Here is a 14,397-nt window from a genome sequence, read left to right on the forward strand (position 1 = left end):
CCGAGAATATGTAGGCGACCGTGCGGCCGCCTCGCGCTGCTTTACAGCAGGCCGGCGATCCCGTCCCACAGCAGCTTGACCGCGACCACGGCCACGGTCGCGTATGTGAAGGGATAAAAGATCTCCGGCCGCATGCGCCGTACCAGCCAGGCGCCGGCAATGGTGGCCAGCGGTGCCAGCGGCATCAGCACGGCGGACGCCGTCAGATTGGCGGTGTCGAACTGGCCGAGCGCGAAATAGGGGATCAGTTTCAGCGCGTTGGTGGCGGCAAAGAAAATCGCCGATGTCCCCGACAGCACTTTCGGATCGAGCCGGATCGGCAGCGCATAGACCTGGAAGGGCGGGCCGCCGACATGGGCGACGAAGCTGGTGAAGCCGGCGACGGTGCCCCAGAAGGCGGCTGCGATGCGGTTTGGCGCCGCCGCATGGTCGGAACCGTGGCGGAACTGCAGATAGAGCCAGCGCAGCACGAAGATGAGCGCGACGGCACCGACGATCAGCCGCACCATTTCTTCGGTAACCAGGGCTGCCGTCAGCCAGCCCAGCCCGATGCCGATCACCGCGCCCGGCATCATGTCGACCAGCATCTTGCGGTCATAGACACCCCACCACGTCCACACCGAAACGATGTCCATCAGGCACAGGATCGGCAGCAGGATAGCGGCCGCCTGCACCGGCGGCATGGCCAGCGCCATCAAAGGCACGCCGACAAAGCCGACAGCGCCGCCAAAGCCGCCTTTCGACAGGCCGACAAGGATCACCGCCGGAATGGCGGCGGCATAGAACCACGGATCGGCGAGCAGACCTGACATGAAATGGGGGAGGCTGGAGGGAAGACTGGCCCTGCAATAGCCCAGAAACCCGTGCACCGCGACCATGAAAATGCCGGCTGTGGCGATCAATTGTGCGTAAGGCACCCGGCGTCGGATTTGCGGCACGATTGCCGTCGATGCATAAGGCACCGTCCCCGCATGAGGTTTCGAGAATGAGCGAAGTCCAGATCCGCCGCGCCGAGGAAATTGACCTGCCGGCCATCGTCGCCATGCTTGCCGACGATCCGCTCGGCCGCAGCCGCGAAGACGCAAGCGAACCGCTGGCCAAAGCCTATCGCGACGCCTTTGCGGCTGTGAACGCCGACCCCAACCAGTTTCTGGCCGTGATGACGGACGGCGGCCGCGTCATCGGCACGCTGCAGATCAGCTATCTTGCCGGCCTGTCGCTGCAGGGCGCCTGGCGCGGCCAGATCGAGGCTGTCCGCGTCGCCGCCGACCGGCGCGGTGAAAGGCTGGGACAGCGCCTGCTGGAATGGGCGGTCGAACAATGCCGCGCACGCGGCTGCAAAATTGTCCAGCTGACCACCAACAAGAGCCGCCACGACGCGCACCGCTTCTATGACCGGCTCGGCTTCAAGGCCAGCCACATCGGCTACAAGCTGGATCTTTAGCTAAAACGAAGCTTACCCGAGTGGAGGCGGTCGGCGCCGGATCGGCTGCGCCTTGATGATGGCGGTGCTGGTTTCGGCCTTGTCGGCGATGCGGTCGAGCAGCTTGTCGAGCTCGCTCATCGAACGCACATAAAGTCGCGCCACGAAACAATCGTCGCCGGTGACCTTGTCGCATTCGCCGAACTCGGGGATCTCCTCGATCAGCTGCTGCACGATATGCAACTTGCCCGGCAATGGCCGGATACGCACGATCGCCTGCAGCGGATAGCCCAGCGCCTCCGGGTCGATCTCGACAGTGAAGGCGCGGATGACGCCGCGCTCCTCGAGCCGCCGCAGCCGCTCGGACACGCTGGGCGACGACAGCCCGATCTGCTGCGCCAGTTCCTTCAATGATGTCCGGGAATCCTTGACCAGGATGTCGAGAAGCTTTCTGTCCAGATCGTCCAGCATTTTCATTCTCTCGCAAAAGGCGAAGATCGCCTTATTAAATTAGGTCATTCACGCATATCACCTTTCATGAGGCATATAAACCCTCAGGATCGCATGAGATTATCCAGCCCCAAACAGATATCGGAGGTATTGTCATGGACAGCACGGTGCGCGGCACGATCGAGATGACGGCGGCGATGACAATCATCGGCACGATCGGCTGGTTCGTCGTCATGTCGGGCCAGCCCGTCATGGACGTGGTGTTCTGGCGCTGCGCCTTCGGTGCGGTGGCGCTGCTCATCACCTGTGCAGCACTTGGGTTGCTGCGCGGCAGGCTGACATTGCGCATTCTTGCCATCGCCGCTATCGGCGGGGCGGCCATCGTCATCAATTGGCTGTTGCTGTTCAGCGCGTTTTCCCGCGCGTCGATCTCGATCGCCACGGCAGTCTACAACACCCAGCCCTTCATGCTGGTCGGCTTCGGGGCGCTGTTCTTCGGCGAGCGGCTGACCCTGACCAAGCTGACCTGGCTCGGCATCGCCTTCGCCGGCATGCTGTTGATCGTGCAGACAGGGCCCGATGCCGGTTCCGGCATCGTCGGCACCGATTATGTCACCGGAATCGTCATGGCGCTTGGCGCGGCATTCTTCTGGGCCGTCGCGGCCATCGTCGCCAAAAAGCTGAAGGGGACCCCACCGCATCTGATCGCGCTGATCCAGGTCTGCGTCGGCGTCGTCATGCTGGCGCCCTTTGCCAACCTCTCCCATTTGCCCGCCGACACGTGGAGCTGGGCCATGCTGGTGACGCTCGGCGTCGTCCACACCGGCCTGGTGTACATATTGATGTATGGCGCCATCCAGAAACTGCCGACACACCTGCAGGGATCGCTGTCCTTCATCTATCCTGTCGTGGCGATCCTGGTCGATGTCATTGCGTTCGGCCACCGGCTGCATCCGGCCCAGCTCGTCGGCGCCGCCGCCATCCTGATCGCGGCAGCCGGCATGAACCTCGGCTGGACATTGTGGAAAGCCAAACCGCCGGTCGAAAGCCCGCAAGCCGTCAAATGAGACGCAGACCGGCCGCTCGCCGGCGATCGTAAACCAAGCCATCGCATCGATCCTCGCCCGCCTGTTCAAGGCGGGCGCTTTGCTCTATGCCGCATTGCAACCATCTTCGCCCGGCATAGGCGAAATCCCGGATCGAAAGCCAATGAACGACGCAACACCCCCCAACCGCTGCCGCATCGTGCTGATCGCGCCCAAGGACGCGCCGGCCGAGCGCATTGCGGCGGCCTTTGAGGGCGGCGACGTCGCTTCGCTGATCCTGCCTGAAAACGGCATGGACGAGGCTGCCTTCCAGGCCTTTGCCGAACAGATCGTGCCTGTGGCGCAGGCGGCCGGTATCGCCGTCATCATCGCTGGCGACACCCGCATTGCCGGCCGCGTCCAGGCCGACGGCATTCATGTCGAGGTCTCCAAGGACGCACTCGCCGAGACCATCGAGCACTTCGAGGGAAAGATGATGGTCGGCGCCGGCGGCGCCAAGACCCGCGACGACGCGCTGGAACTCGGCGAGACCAGGCCCGACTACATCTTCTTCGGCCGCTTCGGCTACGACAACAAGCCGGAGCCGCATCCGCGCAATCTGTCACTCGGCCGCTGGTGGGCCGACATGATCCAGATCCCTTGCATCGTCATGGCCGGGTCGGACCTGGCCTCGGTTGAGGCGGTGGCGGACACCGGCGCCGAATTCGTGGCATTGTCCAGCGCTGTCTTCGCCGACGGCGCGGATCCGAAAGCGGCGATTGCTGCCGCCAATGCGCTGCTCGACGAAACCGCGCCGCGCTTCGAGGACTGACGTGCGCCGGCCAGAACTTGCTATCGCGGTTTTCGTTGCGGCCTTGATGAGCGGGGCGGCGATGGCGGCGGAACCCATTCCGCTGCCGCAGCCCAGGCCCGATACGAGCGGACCCGATACCGGCACACCCGACATCAGCGCGCCGGACGCGAAGGCCCCCGATGCGGCTGCCGCAAAGGCCGGCGCCCCAAACACCGGCACCACGGGTTCTGGCGTTCATGTCGACAAGCCGATCGACACCCCGCTGCCGCAGCCCGCGACGACCGCGCCGCTGCCCTCGGCCGACGCCATCAATCCCGAGCGTTTCGGCGCCAAGCCGGCGGACCCGGCCTATGGCGCTTTCCAGCGCGGCCTCTACAAGACCGCCTACAATCTGGCGTTGGTACGGGCCCAGAATGGCGACCCGGCGGCGCAAACGCTGGTTGCCGAGATCCTGTCGCGCGGGCTGGGTATGCCGCTCAACCCGGCGGAGGCCGCCAAATGGTATGCGCAGGCCGCCGAACAGGGAATCCCGGAATCGCAGTTCCAGTACGCACTGATGCTGCTCGACGGCCGCTACGTCAAGAAGGACGAGAAGGGAGCCTACGCCCTGATGCAGGCCGCCGCCGAAGCCGGCAATCGCCTGGCGCAGTTCAACTTCGCGCAGCTGCTTGTGCAGCAGGATCCGGGCGATGCCGGCATCGCCAGGGCCGTGCCCTATTATGAGCGCGCTGCGGCGACCGGCCTTGCCGACGCCCAGTATGCGATGGCGCAGGTCTATGCCAATGGCGTCGGCGGCAAGCCGCACGACGATGCCCAGGCACGCCGCCTGCTGGCGCAGGCCGCAAGGCAGAACTACGACACCGCGCAGATCGATCTTGCCGCCTGGATGATCGAAGGCCGCGGTGGTGTTCGCGACCTGAAATCTGGCTTCAACTGGATGAAGCAGGCAGCGGAAGGCGGCAACGTCGCCGCCCAGAACCGTCTGGCAAAGCTTTACATGGGCGGTATCGGCACCGATCCCGACCTGATCCTCGCCGGGGCCTGGTACGTGGTCGCCCGCCGCGCCGGCCTTATCGATCCGGAGATGGACGATTTCCTGCAAGGGCTGACCGACGACCAGACCAAGCAGGCCTTGCAGAAGGCCAACCGCCTGCCCTGAGCGTGCCTTGCATCCCCCGCTCCCTTGCCTCTTTGGGTGTTTTGTGGTCTTGGGAGCCCGAAATCGCTTGTCCAGCGACCATCTCATTCCCGGATCAACATCATCATGGCCAAGATCAATGGCAACGAAATCCGTCCCGGCTATGTCATCGAGCACGATGGCGGCCTCTGGGTGGCGGTCAAGACCAACACCGTCAAGCCCGGCAAGGGCGGCGCCTACAACCAGGTCGAACTGAAGAACCTGATCAACGGCACCAAGCTCAACGAGCGCTTCCGTTCGGCTGAGACCGTCGAGCAGATCCGGCTCGACCTGAAGGATTTTTCCTTCCTCTACGCACAGGACGACGCGCTGGTGTTCATGGACACGCAGAGCTACGAGCAGCTCGAACTGGCGAAGGACTTCGTCGGCGATCGCGCCGCTTTCCTGCAGGACGGCATGATGGTGACAGTCCAGCTTTATGAGGACAGGCCGATCGGCATTTCGCTGCCCGACCAGGTGACGCTGACCATCACCGAAGCCGACCCGGTGGTGAAGGGCCAGACGGCGGCGTCTTCCTACAAGCCGGCGGTGCTGGAAAACGGCATTCGCGTGCTGGTGCCGCCATTCATCGGCGCCGGCGAACGCATCGTCGTCGACACCAACGAGCTCACCTACATGCGCCGCGCAGACTGATCTTAAGGCGCAGCAGCAGGAAGAAACACGATGGCACGCTCAGCACTTCTCAACGTCATGGTCCAGGCCGCCATGAAGGCCGGCCGCTCGCTGTCGCGCGACTTCGGCGAGGTGCAGAACCTGCAGGTGTCGATGAAGGGGCCGGGCGACTATGTCAGCCAAGCCGACCGCAAGGCTGAGGACATCCTGTTTGCCGAACTGTCGAAGGCGCGGCCGGGCTATGCCTTCCTGATGGAAGAGCGCGGCGCGGTCGAAGGCGACGACGACCAGCACCGCTGGATCGTCGACCCGCTCGACGGCACCACCAATTTCCTGCATGGCATTCCGATCTTTTCCATCTCGATCGCGCTCGAGCGCCAGGGTCAGCTCGTCGCCGCCGTCATCTACAATCCGGCGATGGATGAGCTCTACACCGCCGAGCGCGGCGGCGGCGCTTACATGAACGATCGCCGGCTGCGCGTTGCCGGCCGTATCAAGCTCACCGACTGCGTGATCGGCTGCGGCATCCCGCATCTCGGCCACGGCCAGCACGGCAATTTCCTGGTCGAGCTGCGCAATGTGATGGCCGAGGTCTCCGGCGTGCGCCGCCTGGGTTCGGCCGCGCTCGATCTCGCCTATGTCGCCGCTGGCCGCATGGACGGCTTCTGGGAAACCGGCCTGTCGGCCTGGGACATCGCCGCCGGTCTGCTCTTGGTCCGCGAAGCCGGCGGCTTCGTCTCCGACATGGATGGCGGCCAGGACATGCTCAACGCCGGCTCGGTCGTTGCCGGCAACGAAGTGATCCAGCGCGCGCTGCTCAAGGCGGTGAAGAAGCCGATCTCGGCGCGCTGAAGCGCCGCAGTCGCAAAACCGCAACCAAAGCTTGAAATACTGCCCGGCGACCGCCCAGATAAAGGGGGACGAAGGACCTGCGCGCATGCCGTCACTATCCCCGCCAGAATCGCCAATCGATATCCCCTTTGTCGGGCGCTGGCAGTATTCGCGTGGGGAGATGATCGCCGACGGCATCGTCCATGCGGTCGGCATCGTGCTGGCGATAGCGGCGGGCTCGGCCTTACTGGCGCTAGCCGCGTTCCATGCTGGTCCGGGCGAATACATTGCCGTCGCCTTCTATGTGGTATCGCTGCTGACCGTGCTGTCGGTATCGCTCACCTATAATCTGTGGCCGGTGACATCGCCGGCAAAATGGATCTTGCGGCGCTTCGACCATGCAGCGATCTACCTACTGATCGCCGCTACCTACACGCCCTTTCTGGCCCAGCTGGATGGCTCGCCGCTGGCGCTGCCGATGATTGTCCTAGTCTGGACCGCGGCTGTGACCGGTATCGCCATAAAAGTATTTCTGCCCGGCCGCTTCGACCGCCTGGCCATAGTCTTCTATCTCGCCATCGGCTGGAGCGGCATCGTTCTGGTCAAGCCGCTGGTCGCGACATTGCCGACAACGTCGATCGCGCTGATCGTCGCCGGCGGCATCGTCTATTCCTGCGGCGTCATCTTCTTCGCCTGGAAGGGGCTGCGCTTCCACAATGCCGTCTGGCATGGCTTCGTCATCACCGGTGCCGGACTGCATCTTGCCGCCATGGTCGACTGCCTGGTTATCAACCGCCTCTGAAAGGCGGAGCGCGGCTCGATCTGTCGGGCAATATTGCCAAGCGCCATTCAATTTGGTCACAATTCCGTTTAGAGTCGCGAATTACGTGATCGGCGGCACTGGAGTAATTCCGGGAAAGTGTGAGCGGTTTCCCGTTCGGAATTGCGTCAAGGCAAATAAAGAGCATCGGAAACGGGGCACGGATGGCTTTTCTCAGATCTTTCGGCGTGGGCAGGCGCTCTGATGTCCTGATGTACGATCCGCACAAGCTGTCGAGCCCACAGGTCTTCCTCCTGACCATGGTCATCTTCCTGTTCATCGTCGCCTTCATCGCCGCCATCCTCACCCGCCAGATCTCCAGCGCCTTCACCACCAATCCGGGCCTCAACGGCCTTATCATCGGTGTGCTGGCGGTCGGCATCCTGCTGGCCTTCGCCCAGGTCGGACGGCTGTTTCGCGAAGTGCGCTGGGTCAATTCCTTCCGCGCCGGCTCCGAAACCACCGAACCGGTGCTGCTGGCGCCGATGAAGGCGATGATCGGCCGTTCCTCGACGGTCGCCTTCTCGACCTCCTCGATGCGCACCATGCTGGATTCGATCGCCACCCGACTCGACGAAAGCCGCGACACCTCGCGCTACCTCGTCGGCCTGCTGGTGTTCCTCGGCCTGCTCGGCACCTTCTGGGGCCTGCTCAACACCATCGGCTCGATCCGCGAAACCATCGAATCGCTCGATCCCGGCACCGGCGACGCTGCCGCCGTGCTCGATTCGCTGAAACAGGGCCTGTCGGCGCCGCTGGCCGGCATGGGCACCGCCTTCTCGTCCTCGCTGTTCGGCCTTTCCGGTTCGCTGGTGCTCGGCTTCCTCGACCTGCAGGCCGGCCGCGCCCAGACCCGCTTCTACACCGAGCTTGAAAACTGGCTGTCCTCGGTCACCGATCTCTCCTCCGACATCGTCGTTGCCGATCCGGCCAAGAACGAGCCCTCCGACGAGATCCGCCTTTTGTCGGAGCGGCTGCGCAGCATGCAGGAAAACGGCGGCGGCTCCAATCCGCGCGTCGCCACCGCCATGGCCAATCTCGCCGATGGCATTTCCGGCCTGGTCAAGAACATGCGCTCCGAGCAGCAGATCATGCGCGACTGGGTCGAAGCCCAGTCGGACGAGCAGAAGGCGATGCGCAACACGCTGGAAAAGATCGCCGACGCCCTGAAGAAGCCAGGGGTGCACTAGCATGGCGCTCGCCAGGGGCCGTCGCACCGACCGCCGCATCGATTATTGGCCGGGCTTCGTCGACGCACTGTCGACGCTGCTGCTCGCCATCATGTTCCTGCTCACCGTCTTCGTGCTGGCGCAGTTCCTGCTCGGCCGCGAGCTCTCCGGCAAGGACACCGTGCTCTCGCGCCTCAACTCGCAGATCAACGAACTGACGCAGTTGCTGGCGCTGGAGCGCTCGACGGCGCAGGACAAGGATGATTCGCTGGCCAACCTGCAGGCCTCGCTGTCGGCGGCGGAAGCCGAGAAGAGCCGGCTGGAGCAATTGCTGGCGCAAGGTGCGGGAGCGGGCGACGCCGCCAACCAGCGTGCGGCTCAACTGGGCGGCGAACTCGACAACCAGCGCCAGATCAGCCAGCAGGCGCTGAGCCAGGTCGAGATCCTCAACCAGCAGATCGCGGCGTTGCGCAAGCAGATCGGCGCGCTCGAGGACGCCCTCAACGTCTCTGAAACCCGCGACCGCGATTCCAACACCAAGATCGCCGATCTCGGCCGTCGGCTGAATGTCGCGCTGGCGCAGCGCGTGCAGGAACTGAACCGCTACCGCTCCGACTTCTTCGGCCGGTTGCGCGAAATCCTCGCCGACCGCGAGAACATCCGCATCGTCGGTGACCGCTTCGTCTTCCAGTCGGAAGTGCTGTTTCCGACCGGCTCCGAAGTGATCAACGATGCCGGCAAGGTCGAGATGAAGAAGCTCGCCGACGCCATCATCGAACTGCAAAAGGAAATTCCGCCGGAGATCAACTGGGTGCTGCGCGTCGACGGCCACACCGACAACAAGCCGCTGTCGGGCACCGGCCGCTATCGCGACAATTGGGAGTTGTCGACGGCGCGCTCGACCTCGGTGGTCAAGTTCCTGATCGAGAACGGCGTGCCCGCCAATCGGCTGGTCGCCGCCGGCTTCGGCGAATTTCAGCCGCTCGACCCCGCCGACACCGAAGAGGCCCGCAACAAGAACCGCCGCATTGAACTGAAGCTCACCGAACGGTGATTGTTGGTCACGCGAATTTGTTTGTCGGCTCAACTCTAGGGCGCAGGTCGACGTCGGCAAGGCCTGAAAACATTATCTTTTTTTAATTACACTTCACGTTTCCGGGCTCCTAATTTGTCGCGCAGGGCCGAGAACCGCCGGCGATGCCTCCCATCGCGACGCGACGGAACCCGACGGCCCGCGTCGGGAAGGCGGAGCGAAAGCGCTTACCCCTTCCAAAGCAGGAGGAGACGCACATCATGCGTTCTTTGAAGACTCTCAGGACTGCAGCCCTTACGACACTTCTGATCGCCGTTCCGCTCGCCGGCGCCTATGCCGCCGGACATCATCACAAGGGCGCCCTCGACGCCAGCGACCCGACCGACATGACCGGCCCGCGCGTGACCGGCCTGATCGAGCAGATACAGGGCGTCGACCAGGGCATCACTGATGCCAGGCAGGCCAACGCGATCACGTCGGCCGAAGCGCATCGGCTGCATCTGCGCGCGGCGCATATCAGCCAGGCCGCCGAACGGGTCGCTGGCTCGGATCATGGCCGGATCCCGGCCGCGCAATATCACGACCTGCTGCGCCGGCTCGACAATGTCGATCAAGCTCTGATGTCCGATACCGGTAGTGGCTTCATGATCGGTGACGGTTCCGACGGCGGCAATTATCCGAACGGCTGAGAACCCGCTGCGATATCCTCGGATATCCAAAGAATGAGGACGGGACAGTCTGACGCCCGCGGGATCTGGTCCGGGGGCGTCTTTTTACCAGCCGAGCAAGAGCGCGACGAGCGCAACCACCGCTGGCACGGTCTGGATATACAGGATCTTCCTGCTGGCGGTCGCCGCCCCATAGAGCCCGGCGGTGGCGACGCAAAGCAGGAAGAACACCTTGATCTGGAATCCGTCCGCGCCGAGATAAAGGCCCCAGATCAGCCCGGCGGCAAGGAAGCCGTTGTAGAGCCCCTGATTGGCGGCAAGCACTTTCGATGCGCTGGCGAAGTCCGGCTTGAGGTTGAACGCCTTGTGCCCGCGCGGCGTGTCCCACGCCACCATCTCCAGATAGACGATGTAGCAGTGGATCAGCGCCACCAGCCCAACCAGTATGTTGGCGATCATGTCGTTCTCCCCCCAGGCGGCATCACGCCGTCGGGCCATATTGAGCACGCCCGCAACGGCGTGCAAGCTTGCGCCGCCTTGCCCCCATTAACCGACACTTGCGCAGGGTTGCCAAGCCTGGCGCATTGGTATCTCTTCCCGCCGTCCAAAACGCGGAACCTGCCATGTCCTTTCAGAAACTCGATGATCTCGGCCACAAGCTCGAAGCGCTGGAACATGCGCTCGCCATCCTCGGCGCCGACGAGGCGACCCACATGGCCGTCGGTGGCGGTGAGAAGCGCGCCGAAGCCATGTCTTCCCTGGCGGGCATGCTGCATGCCCGGGCAACGGCGCCGGAAATCGCCGACTGGCTCGCTGCCGCCGAACAGGAGGTGCTGAACGAGGAGCAGCAGGCGGCGGTCCGGGAATTGCGCCGGCAATACACCAACCTGACCTGCCTGCCGGTCGAGTTCGTCGAGCGCCAGACGGTGGCGCGCATGCGCTCCGAGCAGCTCTGGCGTGACCTGCGCGCCAAGAACGACTGGGCCGGCTTCCTGCCGGCACTCGAAGGTGTCATCGCGCTGGTCCGCGAGGAGGCCGCACTGCGCGCCGATGCGCTCGGCCTTGATCCCTACGACGCGCTGATGGAGCAATACGATCCCGGCAACCGCGCCGCGGACATTACGCCGGTCTTCACTGAGTTGAAGACGTTCCTGAAAGGCTTCGTGCCTGAGGCGCTGGCCGTGCAGGAAGCGCGGCTGGCCAGCCATCCGCTTAAGCCGCTCTCGGGCAGCTATGCGATAGACCGGCAGCGCGAGCTTGGCCTCGCCATGATGGCGGCGGTCGGCTTCGACCTCACCCATGGCTCGCTGTCGGTGTCGCATCATCCTTTCTGCGGCGGCGTGCCGAGCGACGTGCGCATCACCACCCGCTACAAGACCTCGGATTTCCTGTCGGCATTGATGGGCGTGCTGCACGAGACCGGCCACGCGCTCTACGAACAGAACCTGCCGAAGGCCTGGGCGCACTGGCCGCTGGGCAAGGCGCGCGGCATGGCGGTGCATGAAAGCCAGAGCCTGTTCGTCGAGAAGCAGATCGGCCGCAACCCCGAATTCTGGCGCTGGGCGCTGCCCGTGGTCGAAAAGCATCTCGGCGAAGCCTGGTCGCTCGACGACATCCTGCCCCATGTACACTGGGTCGAGCGCGACCTGATCCGCGTCGACGCCGACGAGGTCACCTACCCGCTGCATGTCATCCTGCGCTACGAGTTGGAGCAGGAGCTTGTCTCGGGGCGGCTGCAGGCTGCCGACCTGCCCGAGGCCTGGGACGCCAAGATGCGGGAGTATCTTGGCCTGTCGACCATCGACAACCCGGCCGACGGACCGATGCAGGACGTGCATTGGCCAGGTGCGGCCTTCGGCTATTTCCCGTCCTATACGCTGGGCGCCATGATGGCAGCGCAGCAGTGGGCGGCCCTGACAAGCAAGCATCCTTCCGCCGACGACGATCTTGCGAAGGGAAACTTCGAGGCCATCAACGGCTGGCGCCGCGACAAGATCTGGTCGCAGGGCTCACACTGGTCGACGCCCGAACTGCTCGAACGCGCCACCGGCGAGAAGCTCAACGCCGCGCATTTCACCGGCCACTTGCGCAAGCGCTATGGCGTCGCCTGATTGCGAGATTGCTACTCCGCGGCACCCCTGAACGCGCTGGCTCCGGTTTCGAACTGCAGCTTGGCCAGCCGCGCGTAGATACCGCCCTTGGCAACTAGGCTCTGATGCGTGCCTTCCTCGACGATGCGGCCGCCATCCATGACCAGGATGCGGTCGGCCTTCAGCACCGTTGCCAGACGGTGCGCGATGACGATGGTGGTGCGGCCCTGCATCAACCGTTCCAGAGCCGTCTGCACCAGTGTTTCGCTTTCGGCATCGAGCGCCGAGGTCGCCTCGTCGAGCAACAGGATCGGCGCGTCGCGCAGGATGGCCCGGGCGATCGCCACGCGCTGGCGCTGGCCGCCGGACAAGGTCACGCCGCGCTCGCCGACTTGGGCATCATAGCCCTTGTCGAGTTTGAGGATGAATTCGTCGGCCAGCGCGTCCCTGGCGGCAGTCTCGATCTCGGCATTCGTGGCGCCCGGCCGACCGAAGCCGATATTGTCGCGCGCGCTCGCCGCAAAAATGGTGACGTCCTGCGGCACGATGGCGATGCGCTCCCGGACAGCAGCCGGATCGGCCTCGCGCACGTCGACACCGTCAATGGCGATGCGGCCGGTCTCGGGATCGTAGAAGCGCAGGATCAGCGAAAAGACCGTGCTTTTTCCGGCGCCCGAGGGGCCGACGATCGCCACCGTCTCACCCGGCTTCACCTGGAAGCTCAAGCCGTGGACGGCGGCGCGGTCGGGCCGCGCCGGATAGGAGAAGGAGACGTCGTCGAAACTGATCGCGCCTTTCGCCTTGGCCGGCAGCGGCAATGGCTTGGCAGGCGCCAGGATCGCCGGCGTCTCGTCCAGGATCTCGGTCAGCCGTTCGGCCGCACCCGCCGCCTGGGAGAGCTCGCCCCACACTTCCGACAGCGCGCCGAGCGCGCCGGCGGCAAACACCGAATAGAGCAGGAACTGGCCGAGCGTGCCGGGTGACATCGTGCCGGCAAGTACGTCGCGCGAACCGAACCACAGCACGGCCACGACCGAGGAAAAGATCATGAAGATGGCAAAGAAGGTGAGGAAAGAGCGGGCGAAGATCGACGAGCGCGCCGCCTGGAATGCGGCTTCCACCGCGGCCGAGAACCGCCCGGTGACCAGCGTCTCGTTGGTGAAGGCCTGCAGCGTGCGCACCGCGCCGATCTGCTCGCTGGCATAGGCGGTGGCTTGCGCCAGCGTGTCCTGCGCCTGCCGCGACCGGCGCCGGACCGAACGGCCGAAGGCGACCAGCGGCAGCACGATCACTGGAATGGCCGCGATGACCAGGCCGGACAGTTTCGGGCTGGTGACGACCATCATCGCCACCGCGCCGAGGCCGAGGATGACATTGCGCAGCGCCACCGAGGCGGTGGCGCCGACGGCGGATTTCACCTGCGTCGTATCGGCCGCGAGCCGCGAGACGATCTCACCCGACTGCGCGGTGTCGAAAAAGGACGGCGACAGCGTCGTGACATGCGAAAACACATCGCTGCGGATGTCGGCAACGACCCGTTCACCGAGCGTGATGACGAAATAGTAGCGGCCGGCCGATGCCGCCGCCAGAATGGCTGCCATCGCCACCAAAGCGGCGAAATACTCGGCGATGAAGGAAGTGCCGGACGCGCTGAAACCGTGGTCGATCATGCGCCGCACGGCGAGCGGCAGCGCCAGTGTCGTCGCCGCCGCGATGGCCAGCGAGATGACGGCGCCGATGACCAGTTTGCGGTAGCGGGCGATGTAGGGAGAGAGGCGCCTGAGCGGTCCGAGCGAGCGTCTGCGCCCGTCTTGCTCGCCGCTGATGTCCGCCATGACCGTTTCCTCTGGCCGCTCCCAGGTGAGCGCTTTCAATATGCGCCCGCCGCGGCCTTGTGATTCAATTCCGGCTGATGTATAGGCTCGCCGACCGTTTTAGAAGCCGTGGCCTTTCAATAGCTGCGGCTTCGAGTTTTAAAAAGGGGCGCATCGACGCAGGCCACGGGCCCGTCGGCAGCGCCACAAGCCAGGAAGCACGACAATGAAGGCCGACATCCATCCCGACTACCACACCATCAAGGTCGTCATGACCGATGGCACCGAATACATGACCCGTTCGACCTGGGGCAAGGAAGGCGATACGATGAACCTCGATATCGATCCGACCACGCACCCGGCCTGGACCGGCGGCCAGCAGACCCTGCTCGACCGCGGCGGCCGCCTGTCGAAGTTCAAGAAGCGTTTTGAAGGTTTCGGCCTCTAAGT

The 14,397-nt window shown here is 64.4% G+C and carries 16 protein-coding genes; 12 read left to right on the forward strand and 4 right to left on the reverse strand.

The annotated features are described in order from the left end of the window. Positions 1-41: 41 nt before the first annotated feature. Entirely contained in the window at positions 42-812 is a 771-nt protein-coding gene (locus tag AC04SG_RS23945) for a sulfite exporter TauE/SafE family protein (protein WP_023668765.1), read from the reverse strand. Positions 813-985: 173 nt separating this feature from the next. Between AC04SG_RS23945 and AC04SG_RS23950 the strand changes: the two genes are divergently transcribed. Further along, on the forward strand, positions 986-1,444 hold the full coding sequence (locus AC04SG_RS23950) for a GNAT family N-acetyltransferase (RefSeq protein ID WP_488553056.1): 459 nt from the start codon (positions 986-988) through the stop codon (positions 1,442-1,444). A gap of 12 nt (positions 1,445-1,456) precedes the next feature. Here the strand turns inward: AC04SG_RS23950 and AC04SG_RS23955 are convergent, their stop codons facing one another. After that, complete coding sequence (locus AC04SG_RS23955; RefSeq protein ID WP_488553057.1) at positions 1,457-1,894, reverse strand: Lrp/AsnC family transcriptional regulator; 438 nt, start codon at positions 1,892-1,894, stop codon at positions 1,457-1,459. A gap of 134 nt (positions 1,895-2,028) precedes the next feature. Here AC04SG_RS23955 and AC04SG_RS23960 point away from each other — a divergent pair, with 134 nt between their 5' ends. The 9 genes from AC04SG_RS23960 to AC04SG_RS24000 all read left to right on the forward strand — a co-directional run bounded on the left by AC04SG_RS23960 (position 2,029) and on the right by AC04SG_RS24000 (position 10,064). Beyond that, positions 2,029-2,940: a DMT family transporter gene (locus AC04SG_RS23960; RefSeq protein ID WP_488553058.1), complete on the forward strand. Its 912-nt coding sequence runs from the start codon at positions 2,029-2,031 to the stop codon at positions 2,938-2,940. Positions 2,941-3,082: 142 nt separating this feature from the next. Next, positions 3,083-3,730: a thiamine phosphate synthase gene (locus tag AC04SG_RS23965; protein WP_192258719.1), complete on the forward strand. Its 648-nt coding sequence runs from the start codon at positions 3,083-3,085 to the stop codon at positions 3,728-3,730. A gap of 61 nt (positions 3,731-3,791) precedes the next feature. After that, the gene (locus tag AC04SG_RS23970) at positions 3,792-4,871 is read left to right on the forward strand and encodes a tetratricopeptide repeat protein (protein WP_488553059.1); all 1,080 of its coding nucleotides are present in this window, start codon (positions 3,792-3,794) and stop codon (positions 4,869-4,871) included. A gap of 105 nt (positions 4,872-4,976) precedes the next feature. After that, positions 4,977-5,543, forward strand: a complete 567-nt coding sequence (gene efp / locus AC04SG_RS23975) for an elongation factor P (RefSeq protein WP_112559678.1) — start codon at positions 4,977-4,979, stop codon at positions 5,541-5,543. A 30-nt stretch (positions 5,544-5,573) separates the two neighbouring features. Next, positions 5,574-6,374, forward strand: a complete 801-nt coding sequence (locus AC04SG_RS23980; protein WP_488553060.1) for an inositol monophosphatase family protein — start codon at positions 5,574-5,576, stop codon at positions 6,372-6,374. Between the two features lie 85 nt (positions 6,375-6,459). Beyond that, the gene (trhA, locus tag AC04SG_RS23985) at positions 6,460-7,155 is read left to right on the forward strand and encodes a PAQR family membrane homeostasis protein TrhA (RefSeq protein WP_488553061.1); all 696 of its coding nucleotides are present in this window, start codon (positions 6,460-6,462) and stop codon (positions 7,153-7,155) included. 182 nt (positions 7,156-7,337) lie between these two features. Then, positions 7,338-8,363, forward strand: coding sequence for a MotA/TolQ/ExbB proton channel family protein (locus AC04SG_RS23990; RefSeq protein ID WP_192258723.1), 1,026 nt, complete (start codon positions 7,338-7,340; stop codon positions 8,361-8,363). A 1-nt stretch (position 8,364) separates the two neighbouring features. Next, positions 8,365-9,396 carry a peptidoglycan -binding protein gene (locus AC04SG_RS23995; protein WP_112559682.1) on the forward strand — a complete coding sequence of 344 codons (1,032 nt, stop codon included), beginning with the start codon at positions 8,365-8,367 and terminating at the stop codon, positions 9,394-9,396. Between the two features lie 239 nt (positions 9,397-9,635). Beyond that, complete coding sequence (locus AC04SG_RS24000; RefSeq protein ID WP_477341011.1) at positions 9,636-10,064, forward strand: hypothetical protein; 429 nt, start codon at positions 9,636-9,638, stop codon at positions 10,062-10,064. An 84-nt stretch (positions 10,065-10,148) separates the two neighbouring features. Here the strand turns inward: AC04SG_RS24000 and AC04SG_RS24005 are convergent, their stop codons facing one another. Beyond that, a complete protein-coding gene (locus AC04SG_RS24005; RefSeq protein ID WP_352590090.1) occupies positions 10,149-10,502 on the reverse strand; it encodes a DUF1304 domain-containing protein in 354 nt (117 codons plus the stop codon). Positions 10,503-10,666: 164 nt separating this feature from the next. On the opposite strand from AC04SG_RS24005, the gene AC04SG_RS24010 reads away from it, so the two are divergent. Continuing rightward, the gene (locus tag AC04SG_RS24010; protein ID WP_488553062.1) at positions 10,667-12,154 is read left to right on the forward strand and encodes a carboxypeptidase M32; all 1,488 of its coding nucleotides are present in this window, start codon (positions 10,667-10,669) and stop codon (positions 12,152-12,154) included. 11 nt (positions 12,155-12,165) lie between these two features. Here AC04SG_RS24010 and AC04SG_RS24015 read toward each other — a convergent pair whose 3' ends face one another. Next, on the reverse strand, positions 12,166-13,968 hold the full coding sequence (locus AC04SG_RS24015) for an ABC transporter transmembrane domain-containing protein (RefSeq protein ID WP_488553063.1): 1,803 nt from the start codon (positions 13,966-13,968) through the stop codon (positions 12,166-12,168). A 205-nt stretch (positions 13,969-14,173) separates the two neighbouring features. On the opposite strand from AC04SG_RS24015, the gene rpmE reads away from it, so the two are divergent. Next, positions 14,174-14,395, forward strand: a complete 222-nt coding sequence (gene rpmE, locus AC04SG_RS24020; protein ID WP_112559687.1) for a 50S ribosomal protein L31 — start codon at positions 14,174-14,176, stop codon at positions 14,393-14,395. The last annotated feature ends 2 nt before the right edge of the window (positions 14,396-14,397 follow it).

The sequence above is a fragment of the Mesorhizobium sp. CNPSo 4684 genome (assembly GCF_057784315.1).

Coding starts and splice junctions, on each gene's coding strand:
- AC04SG_RS23945 (WP_023668765.1), bottom strand. CDS start 812: ATGTCAGGTCTGCTCGCCGATCCGTGGTTCTATGCCGCCGCCATTCCG.
- AC04SG_RS23950 (WP_488553056.1), top strand. CDS start 986: ATGAGCGAAGTCCAGATCCGCCGCGCCGAGGAAATTGACCTGCCGGCC.
- AC04SG_RS23955 (WP_488553057.1), bottom strand. CDS start 1,894: ATGCTGGACGATCTGGACAGAAAGCTTCTCGACATCCTGGTCAAGGAT.
- AC04SG_RS23960 (WP_488553058.1), top strand. CDS start 2,029: ATGGACAGCACGGTGCGCGGCACGATCGAGATGACGGCGGCGATGACA.
- AC04SG_RS23965 (WP_192258719.1), top strand. CDS start 3,083: ATGAACGACGCAACACCCCCCAACCGCTGCCGCATCGTGCTGATCGCG.
- AC04SG_RS23970 (WP_488553059.1), top strand. CDS start 3,792: ATGGCGGCGGAACCCATTCCGCTGCCGCAGCCCAGGCCCGATACGAGC.
- efp (WP_112559678.1), top strand. CDS start 4,977: ATGGCCAAGATCAATGGCAACGAAATCCGTCCCGGCTATGTCATCGAG.
- AC04SG_RS23980 (WP_488553060.1), top strand. CDS start 5,574: ATGGCACGCTCAGCACTTCTCAACGTCATGGTCCAGGCCGCCATGAAG.
- trhA (WP_488553061.1), top strand. CDS start 6,460: ATGCCGTCACTATCCCCGCCAGAATCGCCAATCGATATCCCCTTTGTC.
- AC04SG_RS23990 (WP_192258723.1), top strand. CDS start 7,338: ATGGCTTTTCTCAGATCTTTCGGCGTGGGCAGGCGCTCTGATGTCCTG.
- AC04SG_RS23995 (WP_112559682.1), top strand. CDS start 8,365: ATGGCGCTCGCCAGGGGCCGTCGCACCGACCGCCGCATCGATTATTGG.
- AC04SG_RS24000 (WP_477341011.1), top strand. CDS start 9,636: ATGCGTTCTTTGAAGACTCTCAGGACTGCAGCCCTTACGACACTTCTG.
- AC04SG_RS24005 (WP_352590090.1), bottom strand. CDS start 10,502: ATGATCGCCAACATACTGGTTGGGCTGGTGGCGCTGATCCACTGCTAC.
- AC04SG_RS24010 (WP_488553062.1), top strand. CDS start 10,667: ATGTCCTTTCAGAAACTCGATGATCTCGGCCACAAGCTCGAAGCGCTG.
- AC04SG_RS24015 (WP_488553063.1), bottom strand. CDS start 13,968: ATGGCGGACATCAGCGGCGAGCAAGACGGGCGCAGACGCTCGCTCGGA.
- rpmE (WP_112559687.1), top strand. CDS start 14,174: ATGAAGGCCGACATCCATCCCGACTACCACACCATCAAGGTCGTCATG.